This is a genomic window from Pseudomonas sp. 2957 (genome assembly GCF_031456345.1).
GTDB lineage: Bacteria > Pseudomonadota > Gammaproteobacteria > Pseudomonadales > Pseudomonadaceae > Aquipseudomonas > Aquipseudomonas siliginis.
Window position 1 is genome coordinate 494350 of sequence record NZ_JAVDUL010000004.1, and the last position, 21609, is coordinate 515958.

The following is a 21609-nucleotide window of genomic DNA, read 5'->3' on the forward strand; positions in this document are numbered from 1 at the left end:
CGATGCCGGCTGACACAGCGCTTTCGCGAGCAGGCTCGCTCCCACATTTGGAATGCAATCTCCTGTGGGAGCGAGCTTGCTCGCGAAAGGGCCGGTGCAGATTGCATCAATCTATTGCGCAGCCCGCGCAGGCAACAGCTTCAACGTACTGCGCGTATTCGCCAGCACCTCTTCCTCGCTGAAATGCGCCTGCACATAAATCCCCTCCACATACGCCTCGGCCTGATCGTCATAGTGACTGTCCAGTGGCACGCCACTCTGGCCGACCGGATTGATCGTCAGGCTATGGACCGGATCGGCGAAGTCCACCAGGCGTCGGGTCGACGGGCCATAGGTCACCGGCCATGGCGCCGGGCCGATTTTTGCCGAGAGGTTGTTCGGCACTTCATGACTGCCCGGCGCCGTGAACGGGCCGACGTTGAACAGGCGATCCAGCGGCTTCTGCTGCCCCAGCGGATGGCCGTGAGTCAGGGTGTGCGCCGCGCCCCACTGCCAACCGGCCACGTTATCGCCGAGGGTCAGTTTCAGATGCGCCATGCTTGCCGCCCACGCCGTGCGCACGACATCGGCGCGGGTTTCCTTGGCCGGCGTGCTGCGATTGTCCCACCACGGTGAGTCCGCCTTGGCCGCCAGGCGTGGCAACGCCGAATCGATTACCCGCGTCGACAGCAGTGTCTCGAAGAAGTCATTGCCCAACTCATCGCGCATCGACGCGTCGGCAAGGTCGTAGAGGAATTGGTTGAACACCGTCGCGCTGATCGAATTCAGCGGATAGTCGCCGGGCCACTGCGCCAATTGCTCGACCAGTTTCAGCTGCGCCGGATCACTCACCACCTCGCGCAACACCGGCAACAGCGGCGCCAACAGACGCGGGCCGTAACCGGTCGCGGTGCCCAGTTGCAGTTGCTGGTTGGCCTCGTTGTTCCACTTCACCCGGTTGTCGCTGAGCTGACGGTCAAGCTGCTGACCGCGATCGGCAAGGTTGTAATAACCGGGAATCTCCATGCCGGTCGGCGACACGGGCTGGAAGTTGGCCGAGACGATATAGCCGCGCGCCGGGTTTTCTTCCTGCGGGTTGGCGCTGAACGGGTAGTAGCCGTCCTTGTCCGCTTCGGGCGTGCTGCCGTCGAGGATGAAGCCCGGTTGCACCCCGGCCGGACGTTTGGGCAGCAAGGCCGAGGCCCACCAGGCGATATCGCCTTTGGCGTTGGCGTACACCAGATTCAGGCCCGGCGCCTGCACCTTGGCCGCTGCCGCGCGGGCCTTGGCCAACGTGTCGGCGCGGTTGAGCTGGTAGAAGCAGTCGAGGATCGGGTTAGGTGTTTCGAGGAAGGCCCACCACATCGCGATCGGGGTCTTGCCGGCGGCGCTGCCAAGAGCATCGTTGACGATTGGCCCGTGCGGGGACTGGCGCAAGGTGAGAGTCACCGGCGCCTGACCCTTTACATTGATCTGTTGTTCGCTGACGAGCATCTCGGTCCACTGGCCGCGATACCAGACCTGATTGGGATTGTCCGGGTTGACCTTCTCGGCGATCAGATCGAGGTCATCGTTCTGGAACATGGTCAGGCTCCAGCCGAAATCGAGGTTGTGCCCCAGAAACGCGAACGGCACCAGTGCCTGATGATGGCCGTACAACTCGAAACCCGGCGCCGACAACTGCGCCTCGTACCACACCGACGGCACCGAGAAACGAATATGCGGATCGCCGGCCAGCAACGGCTTACCACTCTGGCTGCGGCTGCCGGCAATCACCCAGGCGTTGCTGCCCTCGAACTGCGGCAGGCCGTTGTCGAGCAGCGCCTGTTCGCTGAGGCGGGCGAGGGCGGTGAGGTCCTGCCAGTCGCCGGCGGCGAGGGCCGGTGCGTGCCGGGTGTGATCGGTGGCCAGAACGCCTTTGGCCTGCCAGTCGAGATCGAAGACATTGAGGTAATCGGCGCCGAGCTGATCGCGCACATAGGTCAGCAGCGGCTCGGTGCGAAACGCGGCGGCAAAGCTGTAGGCCATGTAGCCGGCGACGCTGATGCTGTCTTCGGCAGTGAACGGCCGCTTGGGGATGCCCAGCACGTCGAACTCGATCGGCGCGGCGTGGCTGTCCTGATATTGGTTGATGCCATCCAGATAGGCTTGCAGGCCCTTCCATGCCGGCGACTGCTTGTCGAGGCTGGCGACGTAACTGGCCGCGCGCTCGCGGATGCGCAGGCTGCGAAACAGTTTGTCGGTGTCGAGCAGTTTCGGCCCGAGCACTTCGGCCAGCTCGCCCCGGGCGAGGCGGCGCATGGCTTCCATCTGGAACAGACGATCCTGCGCGTGCACATAACCGAGGGCGCGATAGAGGTCGGTTTCGTTCTCGGCGCGGATATGCGGCACACCGCGCTCGTCATAGCGCACGGTCACCGAGCCTTGCAGATTGCGCAACTCGACCTGGCCCTGGCGCGTCGGCTGCTTGCTGTAGATATACCCGCCGGCGGCGCCGAGCAGGACAACGATGAGCAAGGCAACGACGATCAACGCACGCTTCATGGTGACTCCTTGTGCAGGCGGGAGGGCCGCCCATCGGGCTGCAAACATTTATCACAGAGCATCTGTGCGCTGCAGCGCTGTCCTTGAAAAGTCCGGAATGCCTTACTTCGCGTCCGCCGGCCATGGGCAATAACAACCCACCGCCAAGGTGTGCGTAGCATTGACCGGGCGATCTTCCGTCAGGGCATGCAGGATCGGTTCGATAAAGCTGTTGCTGGAGTTGCAGGTCAAGCCTTCGCTGTACGGGCCGAAGTAGGCGAGTTTGCCGCTGCGATCCCAGATCGCCACGGCAGGGCTGGCGGGGATCTGTTCGGCGCCGGGCAGGACGATGATGGTTTTCAGGCTGGCGAGGGTGGCGGGCAACTGGCCGTGGCTGCCGGGCTTTTGCACGGCGAAGAACTCCACGCCACGCGCGCCGAACTGTTCGACCATCTCGCTCAGGTGCTGTTGATTGCCGACGTTGCACGGGCAGGCCGGATCCCAAAAGTGCACGAGGCGGATATTGCCCGGCCCGGCGAGGTTGTCCGGCAGGCGCAGCGGGTCACCGGAAAATACCGCCGTATGTTCGCTGAACGCGCGCAGATAGCGGCCCTGAAACCAGTCATATGCCGCCCACAGCACCCCGGCGCAGATCAGCGCGAGCAGGCTGGCGAACAGTGCGGTGCGGTAGGGCGAACGCATGATTTCGGAATCTGAAAAGGTTGGCTAGCTTGCCATGCTTGCTCCGACAGATGAATATCGCAGGCCGATAAAGTCCGTTTACCGCTTTGGAATGTCCGCATGCCTGATACTTTCGACCCCGATCATTTACGCGCGAGCCTCAAGCCATTGGCCGAGTGGCAGCCGTTATCGGATGAGGCGAAGGCTTATCAGCGCTTCTACAAGACCGACTTCGCCGAGCGCGATGTCTGGCGCGGCATGGGTCGTTTCGAAGTCGATGGCTACGAGCTGGTCAGCCATTGCTGGTGGCCGGAGAAGGTCAAGGCGACGCTGTTTCTGCTCCACGGTTATTACGACCACATCGGCCTGTACCGGCATGTGATCGAGTGGGCGCTGGATCAGGATTTCGCCGTGATCGCCTGCGACTTGCCGGGCCATGGTCTGTCGAGCGGGCCACGGGCAAGCATTCGTGATTTCTCTGAATACCAGGACGTGTTGCAGGCGCTGTTCGCTGAAGCGAACTCGATCGCGCTGCCGCAGCCTTGGCATTTGTGCGGGCAAAGCACCGGTGGCGCGATTGTCGTCGATCACCTGCTCAACCATGGCGAGAACAGCCCGGCGCAGGGGCAGGTGATTCTGCTGGCGCCGTTGGTGCGGCCGAGGGCGTGGGGCTGGTCTCAGTTGAGTTATTACCTGCTGCGGCCGTTTGTGCGCGGGGTGGTGCGACGCTTTAGCGAGAATTCCAACGATCCGGATTTTCTGCCGTTTCTGCAGGCCGACCCGTTACAGCCAAGACGTCTGCCAACGAAATGGGTGGGCGCGCTGTCGCGCTGGATCATCCGCGTCGAGCACGCGAAAAAAAGTCCGCGACGGCCGCTGATCATTCAGGGGCAGGCGGACATGACTGTCGACTGGCAGCACAATCTGCAGGTGTTGAAATGGAAGTTCGACCGGCCGCAGATACTGCTGTTGGCCGAGGCACGGCATCACCTGGCCAATGAAACGGCGGAGATGCGTGAGGAGTATTTCGAATTCTTGAGCAAGCGGATCAGGGGCCGGAATCTGTAGCGGCTGTGCGGGTCTCTTCGCGAGCAGGCTCGCTCCCACAGGGAATTCGGGATGCTCACACATTTTGTGTCCACTGATGATCCAATGTGGGAGCGAGCCTGCTCGCGAATGCGATCTTTCAGGCAACGAAGATTATTGGCCGACCGCCAACCCCGCCCGAATCGCCGCCAGTGCCGCCTGGTAGTAAGCCTTGCCCTCGGTCGACTCGGCAAACGTCGCAAACTCTTCCAGCTCTTCATCCGACAAATCGCGATAGACGTAGAGCAACGTGTTGTTCAGATCGGCGCCAATCTGATCCATCAGCCGCTGGCGCTGACCATTCAACATGCCCTGCGCCTGACCGCCGCCAAGCAATCCCGGAATCATCGAACTCAAGCTGTCCGCTGCCACGCCGGCAATCGCCAGGCTGACCTCGGCGCCAGCCTCACGGGCCGGCAGGGCCTGAGCGAGATGGCCGATGATCAGCAAGCGACTGTCGCTGGCCTGCATCTTCGGCAGGCCCTGGGCATTTTTTGCCAGTTGATCGCGACGGGTTGCGAGCAATTCGGCGGCGACGATTTTCTTGCCCAGCGGTGACTGGAAGAAGGTCAGCGCTGGTTTCGGGTCGGCGAGTTTCTGCCGCAGTTGCGCTTCGGCACGCTGATCCATGGCCTGCGCGGCAAAGCGTTGATTGCTGTTGTTGACCAGCGCCTGAAATACCGCAGGCGGCAGGCTGTTCTGATAGCGCTGCTGGGCGGCGCTCAGGGCATCGTTGAAATGCGCGCGTTGTTCTGGCCAGCCGGCGACCTTGTACAACTGATCGTGGCCGTCCGCCCAGGCGGGCAATACGCAGAACATCAACAGTGAAAAAAGCAAACGGCGCATAGGGACTCCTGTCAGCAGCGGACTATTGTCCGTGCGGTGCCGGTACTTGTCGAGAATTCCTAGCAAGGCGCTGCGTGGCTCTGTCGGATTTGTTGCCGTCGGCATACTATGCGCGCCATGCCGATATCCTCTGAACACCCGCTGCTGTTACGCATTGTCGACGACCTGGCCGAACACGGCTGGTCGCAGCAGAACATCTTCCTGCCCGCCGATCTGACCCGGGCGCTGGCGGCCGAGTGCCGTAAACGTGAAGCCGAGGGTGAGCTGGCGCCGGCGGCGGTCGGTCGCGGGCCGTTTTCGGAGATTCGCGAGGGTATTCGCGGCGATCACATCCAGTGGATCGACCCGGGTCAGGCCGACGCCACTGACCGCTACCTGAGCCTGATGGACAGTCTGCGCGAGGCGCTCAATCGTGGCTTGTTTCTGGGGCTTGAAGATTTCGAATGCCATTTCGCCCTGTACCCGCCCGGCGCGTTTTACCTCAAGCACCTCGACCGCTTTCGCGATGATGACCGGCGCATGGTCTCGGCCGTCATCTACCTCAACGAGGCCTGGTTGCCGGAGGACGGTGGCCAGTTGCGCATGTACCTGGGCGAGGAACGTGTGCACGACGTGCAGCCGACCGGCGGCTGCCTGGTGGTGTTTCTCTCCGGCGAAGTGCCCCACGAAGTGTTGCCGGCCCATCGCGAGCGCCTGTCGCTGACTGGCTGGTTCCGTCGCCGTGGCAACGAGCCGTTCTGAACATGGAAAAGATCCTGGTCAGTCGCTGCCTGCTGGGCCATCGCGTGCGCTATGACGGTGGCGCGAGCGGGCCGTTTGATCTGCTCGAGCAGTGGATCGAAGAAGGGCGGGTAGTGCCGTTGTGTCCGGAGGTGGCCGGTGGATTGCCGACGCCGCGGGCGGCGGCGGAGATTCCCGGCGGGCAGGGCGGTGAGGTGCTGGATGGCATTGCCGCAGTCATCACTACTGAGGGCGAGGATGTCAGCGCGCAATTTCTCGAGGGGGCGCGGCAAGCGCTGGAACTGGTGCAAAAGCACGGCATTCGGGTGGCGGTGCTCAAGGCCAACAGCCCCTCTTGCGGGAATCTGTTGACGTATGACGGCACGTTCAGTGGGGTCAAAGTCAGTGGCGAAGGGGTGACGGCGGCGTTGCTCAAGCGTCATGGGGTTCGGGTTTTCAGTGAACTTGAGCTGGTTGAGGCGGCGGTGACTCTGGCGGCTTTGGACTGATCCGCCATCGTTGCCCTCACCCCAGCCCTCTCCCGGGGGGAGAGGGGGCCGACCGAGGTGTCTGGCGCTGTCCATCGACCTGAAGACCTTGGCGACCAGAGATTCGACAAAGCCATGATCAGTCGATTTCGGATTCGTTATAGCAATCCCAAGTCGGCGTACCTCTAAAGCATCCCCGGATCAGTTCCCTCTCCCTCCGGGAGAGGGTTAGGGTGAGGGGCTCTTACGGTTTCAACCACTTCTCGGACAGCGCCGCCAACCGCCCATCCGCCTTGATCCGTTCCAGCGCGCTCTTGAGGCTGGCCTGAAATGCCGGATTACCCTTCTGAAACGGGATCGCCAACTCGACCGGCGCTGCCGCTTTCGGCTTCGCTTCGGTCAACGCCTGCACCAGCACCATCGGTCGCGGCGTCTCGTCCTTCTTCGCCAACAACTGCCCGTCGACCTCGCCGTACGGCTCGCTGAAGTCGAAACGATCCTTGAGTTCGGGTGTCAGTGCTATGTGGTTGAGCGCGACATCGTATTTGCCGCTTTCAACGCCCTGGAGCAGGTCGCCCTCGTCGGTGACGATGAAGTCGGCGCGTACATCCAGCTCCTGGGCCAGAAGTTGCCCAAGCTCGACCTCGAACCCCGTGAGGGTGTCGCCTTCCTTGTAATTGAAGGGCGGTGTATTAGCCTCAAGGGCTATGCGCAGCTCGCCACGGTCGTTGACGTCATCAATCAGTTCGGCGTGAGCCAGCGGGCTCAGAAGGGGTAGCAGGCAGATCAGGCCAGGCAGCAGGCGCATGGTCACTCCTTTGAAATCATTATCGCGACGCTCTGATTCAGGCTCGCTTTGCTATGGTTGTCGAGTGCCTTCGACAACGAATGGTCATGAAGTTGTCATGGCCGTGCGGATTTTACGGAAAAACTGGAGAAGAAAATGAAAAGCTTTATGTCTCGTGCAGCGTTGGCCGGTGTGCTGATGGGTGTTTCGGTGCTGGCCAGTGCGGCGACACCGGCGCCGAAGGATGCTGAAGTGTTCATCGTTTCTCCCGAGGACGGCGCCACCGTCTCGCAGGAATTCAAGGTCAAGTTCGGCGTCAAGAACATCGCGCTGGCCCCGGCGGGTGACACCACCAAGAACACCGGCCACCATCACCTGCTGATCGACGTCGACGACCTGCCGGCCGAAGGCGCGCCGATCCCGACTGACGCTCACCACATGCATTTCGGCAAGGCGCAGACCGAAGCCACGATCAAACTGGCCCCCGGCAAGCACACCTTGCAACTGATCCTCGGCGACAGCGGCCACATGCCGTTCGACCCATCGATCGTTTCCGAAAAAATCACCGTAAACGTGAAATAAAAAAAGGGAGCCCTGCGGGGCTCCCTTTTTTATTCAGCTTCAAGTGGCTAGCTGCAAGCGGCAAGTAAAGGCAAAGCGCTTTCACTTGCCGCTTGCAGCTGCTTTTAGAAAAGCACCCGACTACGGATAGTACCGTTGACGTGTTGCAGCTTCTCTTGCGCCAGCTCCGAGTATTCGGCGTCGACGTCGATCACCACGTAACCGACCTTCTCGTTGGTCTGCAGGAACTGACCGGAGATGTTGATGCCGTTTTCGGCGAAGACCTTGTTGATCTCGCTCATCACACCCGGGATGTTCTCGTGGATGTGCAGCAGGCGGTGCTTGCCAGGGTGAGCCGGCAGGGCCACTTCCGGGAAGTTGACCGACGACACCGAAGTACCGTTGTCGCTGTACTTGACCAGTTTCTCCGCCACTTCCAGACCGATGTTGGCTTGCGCTTCGGCGGTCGAGCCGCCGATGTGCGGGGTCAGGATCACGTTGTCGAGGCCACGCAGCGGGCTTTCGAACTCTTCGTCGTTGGAGCGGGGCTCCACCGGGAACACGTCGATGGCCGCGCCGATCAGGTGCTTGTCCTTGATCGCGTCCGCCAGGGCGTCGAGCTCGACCACGGTGCCACGTGCAGCGTTGATCAGGATGCCGCCCTTCTTGATGGCGCGGATTTCCTTCTCGCCGATCATCCACTGAGTGGCGGCGGTTTCCGGTACGTGCAGGGTGACGATGTCGGACATGCCCAGCAGCTCGTGCAGATTGTTGACCTGCGTAGCGTTGCCCAGCGGCAGCTTGGTCACGGTGTCATAGAAGAACACCTGCATGCCCAGACCTTCAGCCAGCACCGACAACTGCGTGCCGATCGAGCCGTAGCCGACGATGCCCAGCTTCTTGCCACGGATCTCGAACGAGTTGGCAGCGGACTTGATCCAGCCGCCACGGTGGCAGGAGGCATTTTTCTCAGGGATGCCGCGCAGCAGCAGGATCGCTTCGGCCAGTACCAGCTCGGCTACGGAACGGGTGTTGGAGTACGGTGCGTTGAACACGGCGATACCGCGCTCGCGGGCCGCACTGAGGTCAACCTGGTTGGTGCCGATGCAGAAACAGCCGACCGCGACCAGTTTCTTCGCGTGATCGAAGATCTCTTCGGTCAGTTGCGTGCGCGAGCGGATGCCGATGAAGTGAGCGTCAGCAATCTTTTCCTTGAGCTGGGCTTCCGGCAAGGAACCAGTCAGGTATTCGATGCTGGTGTAGCCCGCCGCCTTGAGGACGTCGACAGCCGATTGGTGGACGCCTTCGAGAAGAAGGAACTTGATCTTGCTCTTATCGAGAGAAGTCTTGCTCATCTGCGTAAACCTGTATCCCGGAGAAAAATGGCAGGGAGGGAGCAGCCTGGAGCTGACCCGCACGGCAACAAAGCCGTCACCGCGGATCTGGCCTTGGGCACTGTCCTGCGGGGTCGGTATGCTAGCATAGCCACCCCGCTAAACACTCATTCCTGCGACGTGAAGCGTTCTCAGGATGACCATGAATTGTTCGAGAGTTCTGTCGATGACCAATCCTGCGCTGATTGATGAACTGAAGACCCTGGTTGAGCCTGGCAAAGTCCTCACCGACGCCGACTCCCTGAACACTTACGGCAAGGATTGGACCAAGCACTTCGCCCCGGCACCGAGCGCCATCGTGTTTCCCAAGACCATCGAGCAAGTGCAGGCCGTGGTGCGTTGGGCCAACACTCACAAGGTTGCGCTGGTGCCATCCGGCGGGCGCACCGGGTTGTCCGCCGCTGCGGTGGCGGCCAATGGCGAAGTGGTGGTTTCGTTCGATTACATGAACCAGATTCTCGACGTCAACCTCACCGACCGCACTGCCGTGTGCCAACCGGGCGTGGTCACTGAGCATCTGCAGAACGTCGCCGAAGAAAACGGCCTGTACTATCCGGTCGACTTCGCCTCGGCAGGTTCCAGCCAGATTGGCGGCAATATCGGCACCAATGCCGGCGGGATCAAAGTGATTCGCTACGGCATGACCCGCAACTGGGTGGCCGGCATGAAAGTCGTCACCGGCAAGGGCGATGTGCTCGAACTGAACAAGGACCTGATCAAGAACGCCACCGGTTACGACTTGCGTCAGCTGTTCATCGGCGCCGAGGGCACCCTCGGTTTCGTCGTCGAAGCGACCATGCGCCTTGATCGCGCGCCGAAAAACCTCACGGCGATGGTCCTCGGCACCGCCGATTTCGATTCGATCATGCCGGTGCTGCATGCCTTCCAGGGCAAACTCGACCTGACGGCGTTCGAATTCTTCTCCGACAAGGCCCTGGCCAAGGTCATGGGCCGTGGCGACGTGCCGGCGCCATTCGACACCGAGTGCCCGTTCTACGCCCTGCTGGAATTCGAAGCGACCACCGAAGAAGTGGCCAACAGCGCGCTGGAAACCTTCGAACACTGCGTAGAACAGGGCTGGGTGCTCGACGGCGTGATGAGCCAGAGCGAAACCCAGCTGCACAATCTGTGGAAGCTGCGCGAGTACATCTCCGAAACCATCTCCCACTGGACGCCGTACAAGAACGACATCTCGGTTACCGTCTCGAAAGTGCCGGCGTTCCTGCGCGAAATCGACGCGATCGTTGGCGAGCACTACCCGGATTTCGAAATCGTCTGGTTCGGCCACATCGGCGACGGCAATCTGCACCTGAACATTCTCAAGCCGGAAAACCTGAGCAAGGACGAGTTCTTTGCCAAGTGCGCCACCGTCAACAAGTGGGTGTTCGAAACCGTCGAGAAGTACAACGGCTCGATCTCGGCCGAGCACGGCGTGGGCATGACCAAGCGTGATTACCTGACCTACAGCCGCTCGCCGGCCGAGATCGAGTACATGAAAGCGGTCAAGGCAGTGTTCGACCCGAACGGCATCATGAACCCGGGCAAGATTTTCCCGGTTTGATCGGTAATCTCTGTTGAATCAATAAAGGCAGGAGTCGGTAAATGAGCTATCAGCACCAGTACGTCGACGGCACGCGCATTCACTTCCCGATCGGGAAAGTCGTGTGCATTGGCCGCAATTACGCCGAACACGCCAAGGAACTGGATAACCCGGTGCCGACCGAGCCGCTGCTGTTCCTCAAGCCGGGCAGTTGCGTGGTGCCGCTGGAAGGCGGGTTCAGCATTCCGACCGAGCGTGGTTCAGTGCACTACGAAGCGGAAATCGCCGTGTTGATCGGCAAGCCGCTGTCGACCAAACCAAGCCGTGAAGAAGTCCTTGATGCGATCTCCGGTTTCGCCCCGGCGCTGGACCTGACCCTGCGCGACAAGCAAGCCGAGCTGAAAGCCAAGGGCCTGCCGTGGGAAATCGCCAAGTCGTTCGACGGCGCGGCGGTGATCGCGCCGTTCGTGGTCGGCAGCACCTTCGCTGACCTGACCGACATCGGCATCCGCCTGACCATCAACGGCGAAGTGCGTCAGGACGGCAACAGCAGCGCGATGCTCAACCCGATCGTGCCGATGATCCAGCACATGGCCGGCTGCTTCTCGCTGCAGGCCGGCGACGTGATCCTTACGGGTACGCCAGTGGGCGTCGGCCCGCTGAACGTCGGCGATGAAATCGTCCTCGAGCTGCCGGGGGCGAGCAGCTTCAGCAGCAGCGTGCGCTAACCGCGGAAGCCCTTGCAGGGGGTGAGCTTTGTGGTGAGGGGATTTACCCCGGTGGCGCGCGAAGCGGGTCCCTCTTGATCTTAAAGAGGGGCCTGCTGCGCAGTCCAACGGGGATAAATCCCCTCGCCACAAGGGCCATTCCATATCTGTAATGTGTTGCTGCTGGCAAATGCACACGCCAATCCCGCCATTTCCCGTTTTTTTCACATCCTCTCTGGATAATTCCCGCGATTCTGGCGTCTCAGCCGGCCTCTTTGTGCTATTACCCTTGGCCTGAATTAACGGAACGCATCCCTCGATGGCATCTCGAACTCAGCAGAAACCCTCCCTCCGTTCGCGTTTTTTCCTGCGCTGGTATGTCTGGCTGTTGCTGGTCATCGCCGCAGCCTATGGGCTGGCGTTCGCCATGCATTGGGATGATCGCGGCGTGCTGTGGGTGCTGGAGCGCTTCGAGAGCAAGGCCGAGCAAAAGGAGAGTGTGTGGCTGCCGGATTATCAGGTGGTGATCGATGCCAAACCGCTGCCGGGTATGGAAAAGGACGAAGCTTCGGATCTGGCCTATAACCCGCAGACCAAGACCCTGTTCGCGGTGATGGGCAAGAATGCCTTCCTGGTCGAGCTGACGCTTGAGGGCGACGTGTTGCGCAAGATGCCGTTGGTGGGCTGGAGCAATCCGGAAGGCCTGACGGTCATGGAAAACGGCTTGCTGGCCATTGTCGATGAGCGTGAGCATACCTTGTCGATCGTCAAGATCGACGCCGCGACTCGTGAGCTGAACATCGCCGATTTCCCCAAATACGACCTCGGGCCGTCGAAAGATCAGAACAAGGCGTTTGAGGCCATCACGTGGGATCCGCGCAATCAGCGATTGATTCTGGGGGAGGAACGCCCACCGGCGCTGTTCACCTGGAAAAGCGATGGCGGCCAGACCCTGGAGGGCGACAAGCAGAAGCTGGCCAGCGATCAGCTGGATCTGCGCAACCTGTCGGCGCTGGCTGTCGATCCGCGCACTGGCCATCTGCTGGTGCTGTCGGCGGATTCACACCTGTTGCTTGAACTCGACGAGGATGGCAAGCAAGTCAGCTTCATGACGTTGCTTGGGAATTTCAACGGTCTGAAAGACACCATTCCCCGCGCCGAAGGCATGACCATGGATGCGGACGGCACGCTGTACATGGTCAGCGAACCGAACCTGTTCTACCGATTCGAAAAACACCGGTGATGCCTTCCCTGTAGGAGCTGCCGCAGGCTGCGATCTTTTGATCTTGCTTATGAAAGTCAAAAAATCGCAGCCTTCGGCAGCTCCTACGGCGCTTGGCTTGTGATCTGAGGCAAGTGGCCATTAAGCTTCAATTCAGACGGGCGTGATATTTCATCGGCCTGTCATGAATCCGAGCCTGCCTGAATGCGTCGACTTGCCCGCCCCAAACCGCTGATTCTCGTCCTGTTGATGATTGTCCTGATTGCGTTGATCGCGATCGGCCAATACCTGCGTCTGTTCGAGCGCGCCTGGTTCAACCTGCACACGCTGTGGCAACCGGTGAGCAGCGAGGCGATCGGGCTCGACCAGTATCGGGTGACGATCGAGGCGCGGCCGATCGAGGGGCTCGACGATGACGTCTCGGCGCTGACCTACGATCCGGTGCGTAAAAGCCTGTTCACCGTGACCAACAAGAATTCCGAACTGGTCGAATTGTCCCTGGAAGGCAAGATTCTGCGGCGCATCGCTCTGGTGGGGTTTGGCGATCCGGAAGCCGTCGAGTACATCAGTGCCGACACCTACGTGATCACCGACGAGCGTCAGCAACGCCTGATCAAGATCCACCTCGAGGCCGACACCACTTTTCTCGATGCCGAGGATGCCGAGCAAATGACCCTTGGCGTGCACATGTCCGGCAACAAGGGTTTCGAAGGGCTTGCTTATGATTCTGTGGGCAAGCGGCTATTCGTGGCGAAAGAACGCGACCCGATGCTGATCTACGAAGTCCACGGCTTCCCGCATTTCAAACCGGACAAGACCTACGCGGTGCACGTGATCAACAACCCCAAGCGCGATGCCGGAATGTTTGTGCGTGATCTGTCGAGTCTGCAGTACGACGAGCGCAGCGGGCACTTGCTGGCGCTGTCGGACGAGTCGCGCTTGATCATCGAACTGGATGTCGACGGGCGCCCGTTGAGCACCATGTCGATCAGCGGCGGGCGCCAGGGTTTGCAGAAAACCGTGCCGCAGGCGGAGGGAATTGCAATGGATGATGACGGCACGTTGTACCTGGTGAGCGAGCCGAATCTGTTTTACGTCTTCAAAAAACCCACACCAAACTAACTGACATCACAAAACACTGTGGGAGCGAGCCTGCTCGCGAAGGCGGTTGATCAGTCTCTGAATATGTTGACTGACCCGACGCTTTCGCGAGCAGGCTCGCTCCCACAGGTTACTTATCAGCCCATGGCAAGTGGGCAGTCTGTTACTCAGCCTTGAGGGTTTTCACGCCTTCACTGGTGCCCAGCAACAACAGATCCGCCGGACGCGCGGCGAACAGGCCGTTGGTGACCACGCCGACGATGGCATTGATCTGCGCTTCCAGCTCCACCGGGTTGGTGATCTGCAGGTTGAACACGTCGAGGATGATATTGCCATTGTCGGTCAGCACGCCTTCGCGGTAGACCGGGTCGCCACCGAGTTTCACCAGTTGGCGGGCTACGTGGCTGCGGGCCATCGGGATGACTTCCACCGGCAGCGGGAACTCGCCGAGCACCGGCACCAGTTTGCTGGCGTCGGCGATGCAGATGAAGGTCTTGGCCACGGCGGCGACAATCTTCTCGCGGGTCAGGGCGGCGCCGCCGCCCTTGATCAGGTTCAGGTGCGCATCGCTCTCATCGGCGCCGTCGACGTAGAACTCCAGATCGCTGACGGTATTCAGCTCATATACCGGAATCCCATGGCCCTTGAGGCGCGCGGCAGTGGCTTCGGAGCTGGCGACCGCGCCATCGAACGCGCCCTTGTGCTGGGCCAGGGCATCGATGAAGCAGTTGGCGGTGGAGCCGGTGCCGACGCCGACGATGCTCTTGTCGTCGAGTTTCGGCAGGATGAAGTCGACGGCGGCCTGGGCCACGGCCTGTTTGAGTTGATCCTGGGTCATGCGGGCTCCGGAAGCGGGCAAGGGTTGGGCAGAAAGGCCGGCATTATAGGCCTCGCGGTGGTACAGGGGGAAACAAGCTGTGGCGAGGGGATTTATCCCCGTTCGGCGACGCAGTCGTCGTAAAACCCAGGAACGCGGTGTGACTGAAAAAAAGCAGGGGAGCGCTTCGCACTCCAGCGGGGATAAATCCCCTCACCACAACGGTGCTCACTCAAGATTGGGTTTCCAGACCTTAAAACCACCTGTTTAGTGTGGTCGCCTCGGCAAAAGGCGGGTTAGACTCGCTGGTCCCGCCCAATCGCCAGTGATGCTTTCCGATGCTCGAACAGTACGTCAAAAAGATCCTCACCTCGCGCGTTTATGACGTTGCCGTAGAAACCCCGCTGCAGAACGCCCGCCAGCTCTCCGAGCGGCTGGGCAATGACATCTGGCTCAAGCGCGAAGACTTGCAGCCAGTGTTCTCGTTCAAGATTCGCGGCGCCTACAACAAGCTGACGCAATTGAGCGACGAAGAGCGCGCTCGTGGCGTGGTCACCGCGTCGGCGGGCAATCATGCGCAGGGTCTGGCTCTGGCGGCGAAAGTGTTGGGCGTCAAAGCCACCATCGTCATGCCCAAGACCACCCCGGAAATCAAAGTCGAAGGCGTGCGTTCGCGCGGCGGCAAAGTGGTGCTGCACGGTGACTCGTTTCCGGAAGCGCTGGCCTATTCGCTGAAACTGGTCGATGAAAAAGGCTACGTCTACATCCACCCGTACGACGATCCGCACACCATTGCCGGGCAGGGCACCGTGGCGATGGAAATCCTGCGTCAGCACCCGCAACCGCTGGATGCGATTTTCGTCCCGGTCGGCGGGGGCGGGCTGATCGCCGGTATCGCGGCTTACGTGAAATACCTGCGTCCGGACATCAAGGTAATTGGCGTCGAGCCGGACGATTCCAACTGCCTGCAAGCGGCAATGGCAGCGGGCGAGCGCGTGGTTCTGCCGACCGTGGGCATTTTCGCCGACGGCGTGGCGGTGGCGCAGATCGGCCAGTACACCTTCGAAATCTGCAAGGATTACGTCGATGAAGTGATTACTGTCAGCACCGACGAGATCTGCGCAGCAATCAAGGATATCTACGACGATACCCGCTCGATCACCGAGCCTGCCGGCGCGCTGGGCGTGGCCGGGATCAAGAAGTATGTTGAGCAGCGTGGCGTCAGCGGCCAGACTTTCGTCGCCATCGACTCCGGTGCCAACGTCAACTTCGACCGCCTGCGCCACGTCGCCGAACGCGCCGAACTGGGCGAAGGGCGCGAGGCGATCATCGCCGTGACCATTCCGGAAAAAGCCGGCAGCTTCAAGGCGTTCTGCGAAGCCATCGGCAAGCGCCAGATCACTGAATTCAACTACCGCTACAACACCGGCAGCGAAGCGCACATCTTCGTCGGCGTACAGACCCACCCGGACAACGATCCGCGCAGCGCCCTGCTGGCGAGCCTGACCGAACAGGGGTTTCCGGTGCTCGACCTGACCGACAACGAGCTGGCCAAGCTGCACATTCGCCACATGGTCGGTGGCCGCGCCGCGCAGGTGGTCGATGAAGTGGTGCTGCGTTTCGAATTCCCGGAGCGTCCGGGCGCCTTGTTCAACTTCCTCAACAAGCTCGGCGGGCGCTGGAATATCTCGATGTTCCACTACCGCAACCACGGCGCAGCGGACGGCCGCGTGGTCGCCGGCCTGCAAGTGCCCCATGACGAACGTCATCTGGTGCCGGCGGCACTGGCGGAAATCGGCTACCCGTATTGGGATGAAAGCGACAACCCGGCCTATCAGCTGTTTCTTGGCTAAGCGGCTACGCTGATGGGCATGGATCTACGGAAGAGAACGACATGGAAACCCTGACCACCCTGAAAGTCCTCCACGTCGCTGCGACCGTGGTCATCCTCGCGAGCGGGCTGGGGCTCGCCGCCCTGACCTGGCGAAATCGCAGCGAAGGGCCGGCCAGTACGATGCGCCGTCCCTGGCTGTTCATCTGGTGTCTGATGCTGATCGGCATGCTCAGCATGCCTTTCACCGGCTGGTGGCTGGTGCACCTGGTGGGCTGGCCGTTGGGCCAATTGTGGATTCTGGGATCCAGCGTGATCTACGCCGTGGCCACGTTCAGTGCGGTCTGGCTGCTGGTCCGGCTGGATCGGCTGTGGACAAGCGGGGTGGGCAATCGCAAGTTCAATCTGGCGCTGGCGATTGTCAGCGGCGTCGGATTTGTCGCCATCGCGGCGTTGATGGGGGCCAAGCCGGTTTAAGGCTTGAGGCCCGGTTGCGGCCATTCGCGAGCAGGCTCGCTCCCACAGGGGATTTGTGAATGACACAGGTCCAATGTGGGAGCGAGCCTGCTCGCGAAGGCGATATCAGTCGCGCAACGAAATCACCGGCCAGCCACGCTTCTCGGCCTCGGCCCGCAGATTCGGATCCGGGTCCACCGCCACCGGATTCGTCACCTGCTCCAGCAGCGGCAGATCATTCATCGAATCGCTATAGAAATAGCTGTCCTCAAGCGAATAGCCGGTCTCTTCCAGCCAGCGATTGAGGCGCGTGACCTTGCCTTCGCGGAAGCACGGGATGTCGGTGCTGCGCCCGCTGTAGCGGCCGTCGATCATTTCGCATTCGGTGGCAATCAGGGTTTCCACGCCCAGGCGCACGGCGATCGGTGCCGTCACGAAACGGTTGGTGGCGGTGATGATCACTAGTTTGTCGCCGGCATCGCGGTGCTTCTTCAGCAGCTCCAGTGCCTTGGGCAGCACGATCGGCTCGATGCAGTCGCGCATGTAATCGCTGTGCCATTGCTCAAGCACGGCCATTTCCGTGCGGCCGAGAATTTCCAGGCAGAAGTTCAGGTAGGCGGCGTTGTCCAGCTTGCCGGCCAGGTAATCCTGATAGAACTCGTCGTTGCGCGCCTTGTAGGCGATCGGGTCGAGGAAGCCGCGCTCGCACAGATAATCGCCCCAAGCGTGATCGCTGTCGCCGCCCAGTAGGGTGTTGTCCAAATCGAATAAAGCCAGGCGCATTGCAGTTACCCGCTGAAAAGTCAGTAAAAAGGCGACAAGAATACGGTCTTTTCACAAGAGTGCACATAAGGTAGGAACCTTCGTTGCCGCCTGATCAAGCTTTGTGGAACAATGCGGCGACATGCGTTTGCGAGGTTGTTGCCGTGATCGACCCCGATGGTTTCCGCCCCAATGTCGGGATCATTCTGACGAATGACGCCGGCCAGGTGCTATGGGCTCGCCGTATCAATCAGGACGCCTGGCAGTTTCCGCAAGGGGGGATCAACCCCGAGGAGACGCCGGAAGACGCCTTGTACCGCGAGCTGAACGAAGAAGTTGGCCTGGAACGTGAAGATGTTGAAATACTGGCCTGTACCCGGGGCTGGTTGCGCTATCGTTTGCCGCAACGCCTGGTGCGTACCCACAGCCAACCGCTGTGCATCGGCCAGAAACAGAAATGGTTCCTCCTGCGCCTGATCTCCAACGAGCAGCGGGTGCGGATGGATCTGACCGGTAAACCGGAGTTCGATGGCTGGCGCTGGGTCAGCTATTGGTATCCGTTGGGCCAGGTGGTGACATTCAAGCGCGAGGTGTATCGACGCGCTCTCAAAGAGCTTGCCCCGCGCCTTTTAGCGCGCGACTGACGACGGAGTTCGACCCCGAGCCATGCTCAATACGCTGCGCAAGATCGTCCAGGAAGTTAACTCCGCCAAGGATCTCAAGGCGGCGTTGGGGATTATTGTGTTGCGCGTCAAAGAGGCCATGGGCAGCCAGGTCTGCTCGGTCTACCTGCTTGATCCGGAAACCAATCGCTTCGTCCTGATGGCCACCGAGGGCTTGAACAAGCGCTCGATCGGCAAGGTCAGCATGGCCCCCAACGAGGGTCTGGTCGGTCTGGTCGGCACGCGTGAAGAACCCCTGAACCTGGAAAACGCGTCGGTTCACCCGCGTTATCGCTACTTCGCCGAAACCGGTGAAGAGCGTTACGCCTCGTTCCTCGGTGCACCGATCATTCACCACCGCCGCGTCGTCGGCGTGTTGGTCATCCAGCAGAAAGAACGCCGCCAGTTCGACGAAGGTGAAGAAGCCTTCCTCGTGACCATGAGCGCGCAGCTTGCTGGTGTAATCGCCCACGCCGAGGCCACCGGTTCGATCCGTGGTCTGGGCCGGCAGGGCAAGGGCATTCAGGAAGCCAAGTTCGTCGGCGTACCGGGTTCGCCGGGTGCTGCCGTCGGTACCGCCGTGGTCATGCTGCCGCCGGCGGACCTGGACGTGGTGCCGGACAAGACCATCACCGACATCGACGCTGAGCTGGCGCTGTTCAAGACTGCCATCGAAGGCGTGCGCGCCGACATGCGCGCCTTGTCCGCCAAACTCGCGACCCAACTGCGCCCGGAAGAGCGCGCGTTGTTCGACGTCTACCTGATGATGCTCGACGATGCCTCGCTGGGCAGCGAAATCACCACGGTGATCAAAACGGGGCAGTGGGCTCAGGGCGCGCTGCGTCAGGTGGTCACTGAGCACGTCAACCGTTTCGAACTGATGGACGACGCCTACCTGCGCGAGCGTGCTTCGGACGTCAAAGACCTTGGCCGCCGCTTGCTCGCCTATCTGCAGGAAGAGCGCCAGCAGAATCTGGTCTACCCGGAAAAAACCATTCTGGTCAGCGAAGAGCTGACGCCGGCGATGCTCGGCGAGGTGCCGGAAGGCACGCTGGTCGGTCTGGTTTCGGTACTCGGTTCGGGTAACTCTCACGTCGCGATTCTCGCCCGAGCCATGGGCATTCCGACGGTGATGGGCCTGGTCGATCTGCCGTACGCCAAGGTCGACGGCATCGAAATGATCGTCGACGGCACCCGTGGCGAGGTCTACACCAACCCGAGCGAAGTGCTGCGCAAGCAGTTCGCCGAAGTCGTCGAGGAAGAGAAACAACTGGCGCTGGGCCTCGACACCCTGCGCGACCTGCCGTGCGTGACCCTCGATGGTCACCGCATGCCGCTGTGGGTCAACACCGGCCTGCTCGCCGATGTGGCGCGGGCGCAGAAGCGTGGCGCCGAAGGGGTCGGCCTGTACCGCACCGAAGTGCCGTTCATGATCAACCAGCGCTTCCCGAGCGAGAAGGAACAGCTGGCGATTTACCGCGAACAGCTCGCCGCGTTCCACCCGCAACCGGTGACCATGCGCAGCCTCGACATCGGCGGTGACAAATCGCTGTCGTACTTCCCGATCAAGGAAGACAACCCGTTCCTCGGCTGGCGCGGTATCCGCGTCACCCTCGACCACCCGGAAATCTTCCTGGTGCAGACGCGCGCGATGCTCAAGGCCAGCGAAGGCCTGAACAACCTGCGGATTCTGCTGCCGATGATCTCCGGCACCCACGAACTCGAAGAAGCCCTGCACCTGATCCACCGCGCCTGGGGCGAAGTGCGCGACGAAGGTACCGATGTGCCGATGCCGCCGATCGGCGTGATGATCGAGATCCCTGCAGCGGTGTACCAGACCAAGGAGCTGGCGCGGATGGTCGATTTCCTTTCGGTCGGCTCCAACGACCTGACCCAGTACCTGCTGGCGGTAGACCGCAACAACCCGCGCGTCGCCGACCTCTACGACTATCTGCACCCGGCGGTGCTGCAAGCCCTGCAAACCGTGGTCACTGACGCCCACGCCGAAGGCAAGCCGGTGAGCATCTGCGGCGAGATGGCCGGGGATCCAGCGGCGGCGGTGCTGTTGATGGCGATGGGCTTCGACAGCCTGTCGATGAACGCCACCAACCTGCCGAAGGTGAAGTGGATGTTGCGTCAGGTGAACCTGAGCAAGGCGCAGGAGATGCTGGCGGAACTGATGAAGATCGATAACCCGCAGGTTATCCACAGCTCGCTGCAACTGGCACTGAAGAATCTCGGGTTGGCGAAGATGAATTCGCCGGTGGTGACCAAGGCTCTCTAAAGATCAAAAGCCCCTCACCCTAGCCCTCTCCCAGAGGGAGAGGGGACTGATTGGGGGATGCTGCAGAACTCCGTCGACCTGTAAGTGCTTTGCTGAATCCATAATCGACTCGATCTTTCAGGTCGATGTATACCGCAAGACACCTCGGTCGGCCCCCTCTCCCAGAGGGAGAGGCGACTGATTGGGGGATGCTGCAGAACTCCGTCGACCTGTAAGTGCTTTGCTGAATCCATAATCGACTCGATCTCTCAGGTCGATGTATACCGCAAGACACCTCGGTCCGCCCCCTCTCCCTCCGGGAGAGGGCTGGGGTGAGGGGCTGCTGTTAGACACAAACCTCAACTTCCCCGAGATGCCCGCCATACGGCCCAAAACTGCGCTCTACCATCCGCCGCGTGCCGTCCGCCTGTACAACCAACGCTGTACTCGCCCGCGTCCCGTAACTCTGGCTGGCAATAAACACGCTCGACAACAACGACTCCGTCGCCATGCCTACCCCGGTATCCGGCAACTCCGCCTCGGGTGCGGTCTGTGCATCGCTGAGCAAGGTCAACAAGCGCTCAGACTGCGGATCATCCAGCACCGCGCTCAACGCCGCCCTGGCCTTGAGCAGTTTCGGCCAGGGCGTATCCAGCCCCGCGTTGGATAAACCATAAACCCCCGGCTGCAACATCACCGGCTCTGACGCCCGCGCATTGAAGTGCCACAACTCATGGGCATTGCCCAGCAGCAGATTGAACCCGGCATATTCGGCGGCACGACCCACCACATCGCTCAAATAATCATCAATCGACAGATCGCCCGCAAGAAACCGCGCCACCAGCTCGCCCCGGGATTTGGTCGCGGGCGGCTGTTGCGGATCGCGGATATTGGTCAGCGCGGCGAAGCGTCCGTTGCTGCCGATCCCCAGCCACGTGCCGCCGGCTTCAAGATCGCGCCCGGCATGCACCTGTGACGCCTCGGGCCAAGGTGCCAATGGCAGGCTGGGGCGGGCGTAGAACTCGTCGCGGTTGGCCGCGACGATCAGCGGCTGGGCATGGCCCGGGCGCCAGGCGAAAACAATCAGGCACATAAGGTGGTCCTTGTGTGTTTTTTGCCCACTCTACGCATCCGGCGTCCGTGCATCCATCGCCAGTGGAGCAGAAGGCTGCGCATCCGTTAA

General features: G+C 61.1%; 20 protein-coding genes. 12 read left to right on the forward strand and 8 right to left on the reverse strand.

All coding sequences use genetic code 11. From position 1 onward, the window contains the following. Positions 1 to 111: 111 nt before the first annotated feature. Both J2Y39_RS16910 and J2Y39_RS16915 read right to left on the reverse strand, forming a co-directional pair. Positions 112 to 2523 (reverse strand): penicillin acylase family protein, encoded by a 2412-nt coding sequence (locus J2Y39_RS16910; RefSeq protein ID WP_310218841.1) that lies wholly within the window; start codon positions 2521 to 2523, stop codon positions 112 to 114. Positions 2524 to 2625: 102 nt separating this feature from the next. Next, complete coding sequence (locus J2Y39_RS16915) at positions 2626 to 3204, reverse strand: DUF6436 domain-containing protein (RefSeq protein WP_056786241.1); 579 nt, start codon at positions 3202 to 3204, stop codon at positions 2626 to 2628. 99 nt (positions 3205 to 3303) lie between these two features. On the opposite strand from J2Y39_RS16915, the gene J2Y39_RS16920 reads away from it, so the two are divergent. Beyond that, positions 3304 to 4251, forward strand: a complete 948-nt coding sequence (locus tag J2Y39_RS16920) for an alpha/beta hydrolase (RefSeq protein WP_256807875.1) — start codon at positions 3304 to 3306, stop codon at positions 4249 to 4251. A gap of 132 nt (positions 4252 to 4383) precedes the next feature. On the opposite strand, the gene J2Y39_RS16925 is transcribed toward J2Y39_RS16920, so the two are convergent. Continuing rightward, positions 4384 to 5115 (reverse strand): DUF2059 domain-containing protein, encoded by a 732-nt coding sequence (locus J2Y39_RS16925; RefSeq protein WP_024014712.1) that lies wholly within the window; start codon positions 5113 to 5115, stop codon positions 4384 to 4386. A gap of 108 nt (positions 5116 to 5223) precedes the next feature. Between J2Y39_RS16925 and J2Y39_RS16930 the strand changes: the two genes are divergently transcribed. Both J2Y39_RS16930 and J2Y39_RS16935 read left to right on the forward strand, forming a co-directional pair. Next, complete coding sequence (locus tag J2Y39_RS16930) at positions 5224 to 5856, forward strand: 2OG-Fe(II) oxygenase (RefSeq protein ID WP_076564478.1); 633 nt, start codon at positions 5224 to 5226, stop codon at positions 5854 to 5856. Between the two features lie 2 nt (positions 5857 to 5858). Continuing rightward, positions 5859 to 6344, forward strand: coding sequence for a DUF523 domain-containing protein (locus tag J2Y39_RS16935; protein ID WP_236167736.1), 486 nt, complete (start codon positions 5859 to 5861; stop codon positions 6342 to 6344). 223 nt (positions 6345 to 6567) lie between these two features. On the opposite strand, the gene J2Y39_RS16940 is transcribed toward J2Y39_RS16935, so the two are convergent. Beyond that, positions 6568 to 7131: a transporter substrate-binding domain-containing protein gene (locus J2Y39_RS16940; RefSeq protein WP_125925409.1), complete on the reverse strand. Its 564-nt coding sequence runs from the start codon at positions 7129 to 7131 to the stop codon at positions 6568 to 6570. A gap of 135 nt (positions 7132 to 7266) precedes the next feature. Between J2Y39_RS16940 and J2Y39_RS16945 the strand changes: the two genes are divergently transcribed. Then, positions 7267 to 7692 carry a DUF4399 domain-containing protein gene (locus tag J2Y39_RS16945; RefSeq protein WP_039757489.1) on the forward strand — a complete coding sequence of 142 codons (426 nt, stop codon included), beginning with the start codon at positions 7267 to 7269 and terminating at the stop codon, positions 7690 to 7692. Between the two features lie 104 nt (positions 7693 to 7796). On the opposite strand, the gene serA is transcribed toward J2Y39_RS16945, so the two are convergent. Further along, positions 7797 to 9026 carry a phosphoglycerate dehydrogenase gene (gene serA, locus J2Y39_RS16950; RefSeq protein WP_024014707.1) on the reverse strand — a complete coding sequence of 410 codons (1230 nt, stop codon included), beginning with the start codon at positions 9024 to 9026 and terminating at the stop codon, positions 7797 to 7799. Positions 9027 to 9231: 205 nt separating this feature from the next. Between serA and J2Y39_RS16955 the strand changes: the two genes are divergently transcribed. From J2Y39_RS16955 to J2Y39_RS16970, 4 genes are all read left to right on the forward strand, one after another. Continuing rightward, positions 9232 to 10626, forward strand: a complete 1395-nt coding sequence (locus tag J2Y39_RS16955; protein WP_024014706.1) for an FAD-binding oxidoreductase — start codon at positions 9232 to 9234, stop codon at positions 10624 to 10626. A 41-nt stretch (positions 10627 to 10667) separates the two neighbouring features. Continuing rightward, complete coding sequence (locus tag J2Y39_RS16960; protein WP_310218846.1) at positions 10668 to 11333, forward strand: fumarylacetoacetate hydrolase family protein; 666 nt, start codon at positions 10668 to 10670, stop codon at positions 11331 to 11333. Between the two features lie 298 nt (positions 11334 to 11631). After that, entirely contained in the window at positions 11632 to 12555 is a 924-nt protein-coding gene (locus tag J2Y39_RS16965) for an SdiA-regulated domain-containing protein (protein ID WP_310218848.1), read from the forward strand. A 183-nt stretch (positions 12556 to 12738) separates the two neighbouring features. Next, positions 12739 to 13656 (forward strand): SdiA-regulated domain-containing protein, encoded by a 918-nt coding sequence (locus J2Y39_RS16970; RefSeq protein ID WP_056786260.1) that lies wholly within the window; start codon positions 12739 to 12741, stop codon positions 13654 to 13656. 142 nt (positions 13657 to 13798) lie between these two features. On the opposite strand, the gene rpiA is transcribed toward J2Y39_RS16970, so the two are convergent. Then, entirely contained in the window at positions 13799 to 14473 is a 675-nt protein-coding gene (gene rpiA / locus J2Y39_RS16975) for a ribose-5-phosphate isomerase RpiA (RefSeq protein ID WP_007913886.1), read from the reverse strand. 317 nt (positions 14474 to 14790) lie between these two features. On the opposite strand from rpiA, the gene ilvA reads away from it, so the two are divergent. Together ilvA and J2Y39_RS16985 are read left to right on the forward strand one after the other, a co-directional pair. Then, on the forward strand, positions 14791 to 16305 hold the full coding sequence (gene ilvA / locus J2Y39_RS16980; RefSeq protein WP_016772678.1) for a threonine ammonia-lyase, biosynthetic: 1515 nt from the start codon (positions 14791 to 14793) through the stop codon (positions 16303 to 16305). A 41-nt stretch (positions 16306 to 16346) separates the two neighbouring features. Beyond that, positions 16347 to 16760: a DUF2269 family protein gene (locus tag J2Y39_RS16985; RefSeq protein WP_076564472.1), complete on the forward strand. Its 414-nt coding sequence runs from the start codon at positions 16347 to 16349 to the stop codon at positions 16758 to 16760. Positions 16761 to 16865: 105 nt separating this feature from the next. Here J2Y39_RS16985 and J2Y39_RS16990 read toward each other — a convergent pair whose 3' ends face one another. Beyond that, positions 16866 to 17522: an HAD family phosphatase gene (locus tag J2Y39_RS16990; protein WP_150742961.1), complete on the reverse strand. Its 657-nt coding sequence runs from the start codon at positions 17520 to 17522 to the stop codon at positions 16866 to 16868. A gap of 143 nt (positions 17523 to 17665) precedes the next feature. On the opposite strand from J2Y39_RS16990, the gene J2Y39_RS16995 reads away from it, so the two are divergent. Then, positions 17666 to 18145: an RNA pyrophosphohydrolase gene (locus J2Y39_RS16995; RefSeq protein WP_003229203.1), complete on the forward strand. Its 480-nt coding sequence runs from the start codon at positions 17666 to 17668 to the stop codon at positions 18143 to 18145. Between the two features lie 22 nt (positions 18146 to 18167). Continuing rightward, entirely contained in the window at positions 18168 to 20447 is a 2280-nt protein-coding gene (ptsP, locus tag J2Y39_RS17000) for a phosphoenolpyruvate--protein phosphotransferase (RefSeq protein ID WP_041476855.1), read from the forward strand. Positions 20448 to 20772: 325 nt separating this feature from the next. On the opposite strand, the gene J2Y39_RS17005 is transcribed toward ptsP, so the two are convergent. Continuing rightward, a complete protein-coding gene (locus J2Y39_RS17005; RefSeq protein WP_310218853.1) occupies positions 20773 to 21519 on the reverse strand; it encodes an NRDE family protein in 747 nt (248 codons plus the stop codon). Positions 21520 to 21609: the final 90 nt, after the last annotated feature.